This is a genomic window from Endozoicomonas sp. SESOKO3, assembly GCF_024606255.1.
Genome location: NZ_JAHHPR010000467.1, coordinates 1 through 2327 on the forward strand (window position 1 = coordinate 1; position 2327 = coordinate 2327).

Here is a 2327-nt window from a genome sequence, read left to right on the forward strand (position 1 = left end):
CCAAAGCCTGATAATACATGGCAATTCTCTGGCATATATTCTGCACTTCCCCTTGCAACGCAACCTGTTGAATCCATAACTCATCAGGATGACCCGAAATAGCGCAAGGAGCGATCAAAACAGTGCAGATTTCCAGAATACTTCCCGACTTTCGCCCACTTTTATGTTGCTGTACGCACCTGGGCTTCGTAACGGTGTTTTTAATGGCATACTCAGGGGTGACTTCAGCCGCTTTAAACGATGCCGAGGCGGTCAACACATCCGGTCTGCAACGGATGCTTTCTCAGCGAGTCGCTAAAAGTTACCTGATGATCGGGGCCGACATTAACTCAGAAGAAGCTAAAGAGCAGCTCTATAAAAGCATTATTCTCTTTGAAAATAATTTTCACGCTTTATCAAATTACGCGCCCAACGATGAAATCAAACACCAGCTAAGAGTCATTGAGAAAGACTGGAAAAGCTACAAAAAAATAGCACTGTCGACACCCGACAGAGGAGCAGCTACCGAACTCATTCAAAAGGCTCTGACTGTATTCAACAGCAGCAATGATCTGGTCACATTAATTGAAAAGCACTCGGCCACCAGTAAAGCCAGGCTCATCAACGTTTCAGGTCGACAGCGCGCACTCAGCCAGAGAATTGCCATGTATTATCAGGCTTTGGCCTGGGGCGTGGGTGACGACTATGAGAGAGATTTTGAAGAATCCATGGCTCTGTTCGAAAGCTCACTGAATGAACTCGACCAGTCCCCGGTGAATACTCCTGAAATCAGAAAACTGCTCGCCAAGGTTAAAGCACAATGGTTTTTTTCCAAATCGGGTTTTACGCAATATAAAGAGGGACGTTACATGCCAACAGCCATCTCTGTCACCACTGAATCCATTCTCAAGAAAATGCAAGTTCTGACTCAAAAGTATGAACAGGTCATGGTCAATAGTCAGGGGGTCGCCAGCAGCTACTCCCCGGCCTACCTGTGAAACAAACCATTCGGGTAAGTTTCATGAAGCCCATAGACGATACAGCTTAATTAGGGAAAGGCAGAACACCTTTCCCTTCGATTCGATCAGGTTTCAATTCCCACAATCAGCCAGGGCGCATCGGGCTCTTTGAGGCTGCGTTGCAGGTGCCAGATATCGGTAATATCTTCTTCGACACCCTCAACGGTATCGCGATACTTACCTGAAAAACGCACACTGATCTCGGCAACGCGGTCATTGTAATCAGCTCGGCCCAACTCGGCATCCACAAACATCACTTCGGTATGCTGATCGCCACCCAGAGAGGCCCTTTCTGCTTTTAGCTGCAAAAACAGTTCAGGCTCCAGATACTCTCGCATGGTGTCCAGGTCATTCTCGTTCCAGGCTTCCTGAAGCTTACGGTAATGGTCTCTGGCGCCATTCATGAAAGCACTCAGATTGAAACCTTCGGGCAGATTCATGGGGACATCACTGGTTCCAAAACCGGTTTGAGGCAGGGGTGTTTGGGCCGCCTGACCAAAGTTATCTTCCTGCTGTTCCCTGTTCTGACCAAACAGTTGTCCTAATGAAGAAGGTGTCTGATTCTGCCCTGACTGTTCCGGAGTGAAGTGAGCGTCATTCCCACCATGATGACCGGCTGCCATGGCTTTGGCACGGTTCATACTGCGGAATACCTTAAAGAGTACAAAAGCCAGCAAAGCAATAATCAGAATATCCATCACTTGCAGACCACTGAAGGCACCACCGAACAGAGCTGCGATCAGTCCACCCGCCAGCAGGCCGCCTAACAGTCCACCTAGCAGGCCTTTGCGAGAACTTTGAGCCGCTGTCTGTTTGCTGCCCTGCTGAGGAGCTGCAGCCGGCTGTTTGGGAGCGGGAGCCGTATTATAGGAACGTCCAAAGCTCTTGCCCCCTCCAAACTTTTTGGCATCAGCCACCGGCACATTAAAGACGAAGCTGAAGGCCATGATAATGGCCATAAAAGAAGCAAACCTTTTAATCATCAATCTGAGAGTCTCTTGTTTCCAATACCCATGGGCTTTCATCCTATGGAGAGTGAAATTTATTGCAAGCTATTCCATAAAAAAACTGCGTAAATCAATGGAATAAATCAGGCCTCAATTCATTGAGTCCAAGCGGACCTCGCTTTTGTCCTCATAAGTTATATGCCAATCGAGCTGTGTCTCCAGATCGACACTATGGCCCATTTTATGGATCACACTGTCTAATTGGTTGAGCGTCATCTGGTCGCGATAAGGCTGCAGCATTTCAAGTTCTGTTTCCTCTAACACCTCAAAACGATTCAATGCGTCCATCGCAGCTTTAAAGGTCAACTCGTTTATTACAGGA

Annotated in this window: 3 protein-coding genes; 1 reads left to right on the forward strand and 2 read right to left on the reverse strand. The window is 47.7% G+C overall.

Features of this window, described 5'->3' with window-relative positions; genetic code table 11:
• The first annotated feature begins 203 nt into the window (after positions 1-203).
• The gene (locus KDK18_RS08060; RefSeq protein WP_257254390.1) at positions 204-977 is read left to right on the forward strand and encodes a type IV pili methyl-accepting chemotaxis transducer N-terminal domain-containing protein; all 774 of its coding nucleotides are present in this window, start codon (positions 204-206) and stop codon (positions 975-977) included.
• Positions 978-1063: 86 nt separating this feature from the next.
• Here KDK18_RS08060 and KDK18_RS08065 read toward each other — a convergent pair whose 3' ends face one another.
• The gene (locus KDK18_RS08065) at positions 1064-1981 is read right to left on the reverse strand and encodes a Tim44 domain-containing protein (protein ID WP_257254391.1); all 918 of its coding nucleotides are present in this window, start codon (positions 1979-1981) and stop codon (positions 1064-1066) included.
• A gap of 114 nt (positions 1982-2095) precedes the next feature.
• Positions 2096-2327 (reverse strand): hypothetical protein (locus KDK18_RS08070; RefSeq protein WP_257254392.1); only part of this gene is annotated, 232 nt, incomplete at its 5' end.

Coding starts and splice junctions, on each gene's coding strand:
- KDK18_RS08060 (WP_257254390.1), top strand. CDS start 204: ATGGCATACTCAGGGGTGACTTCAGCCGCTTTAAACGATGCCGAGGCG.
- KDK18_RS08065 (WP_257254391.1), bottom strand. CDS start 1,981: ATGATTAAAAGGTTTGCTTCTTTTATGGCCATTATCATGGCCTTCAGC.